This is a genomic window from Peribacillus sp. YIM B13481, assembly GCF_042787985.1.
Classification (GTDB): domain Bacteria; phylum Bacillota; class Bacilli; order Bacillales; family DSM-1321; genus Peribacillus; species Peribacillus simplex_A.
Map to the genome: position 1 here is coordinate 1 of NZ_JBHZPE010000127.1, position 1346 is coordinate 1346.

1 protein-coding gene is annotated in these 1346 nt (G+C 39.0%); it reads right to left on the minus strand.

Features of this window, described 5'->3' with window-relative positions:
- Positions 1-102: 102 nt before the first annotated feature.
- Positions 103-1346: IS110 family RNA-guided transposase (locus ACFX4X_RS25440; RefSeq protein WP_377387651.1), on the minus strand; the 1244-nt coding region annotated here is incomplete at its 5' end.

The window sequence follows — 1346 nt, forward strand, 5'->3', positions numbered from 1 at the left end:
TTTTGTATGAAAACATATTCGTGAAAGGCCATACTAAAATAAGCCCACCAAATTCTAATTTTTTTGAAGGACGTAAATGTACTATGTCGTTATTTTAACTGGTTATGCAGTTTGTTGTTCTGATGGATCGATTGTATAGCCTTTCTTTTTTAGGTATTCGATCATTTTTAATTCTTTGTTCATTTGTTTTTCTTCAAGGTAATTTGAGCCTAGTTCATGATAGGGTTCTCCTGTTTTTAAGATGTTGTAAGCAATCGTCAAAAGTAAATGAGCAGAAGCAATTCGGCCCTTCATTTTTCCCTGTCGTTTGGTAATCCTTTTTCGATGTGAAGCAATTCGATTATTTTGCCTTGAGGTTGCCAGTACACACTCTACAGCCATCGTTTTTAATGCTTTGTTACCTTGTGTGGTTTTACTCGTTTTTTTTTTACCAGCACTTTCGTAATTTCCGGGACTCACACCAGCCCAAGAGGCAAGATGTTTAGCTGACTTAAATACGGACATATCAACGCCCATCTCTGCAATAAATGTAGCTGCGGCAGCTTTGTTCACACCAGGTATTCCATCCAATAATTCTACTTCCTTACGATAGGGGGACAGGAGTTGATCGATTTGTTTTTCCAATTCTTCTATGGCTTTTTCTAAATAACTCATATGCTCCCAATGGTAACGCAACATATCACGATGATGACGGCGAATACGACCATTAATTGCACTGGCAATGTCAGTAATACTTGCTTTTGTTCGCCAATCCACCATTTTTCGAAGACCATCGGTCTCTATTTTTTCACCGTTTAGAATCGCTTCAAGGATACGGCGTCCCGATACACCAAAAATGTCTGATAGTACGGATGTTAGCTTGATATTAGCATCTTGAAGAATTTTGTGAATGCGATTCTGCTCTGAAGTGCGATGATGAATCAATTTTTTTCGATAACGAGTAAGATCTCGTAAATCACGAATATCCTCCGGTGGAACAAAATTGCTTTCAATAAGTCCACATCTTAGAAGCTTGGCAAGCCATTCGGCATCTTTCACATCAGTTTTACGCCCTGGAACATTTTTGACATGTCTGGCATTGGCAAGAACAAGGTGAAAAGAGCCTTCAAGTATATTCCATATTGGTTTCCAATAGACTCCGGTACTTTCCATCACAACATCGGATACCTGAAGTGTAGCTAGCCAATCACTTAAAGCCAAGAGTCCCGTTGTTGTAGTTGAAAACGTTTCAATAGAGGTTTTTGGCTTTTTATCTAATGGACCAAATAGTACACAGGCTACTACTGTTTCTTGGTGTACATCTAGGCCAGCACACCGTTCAATCATTGCTTCCATAGGAGAATCAC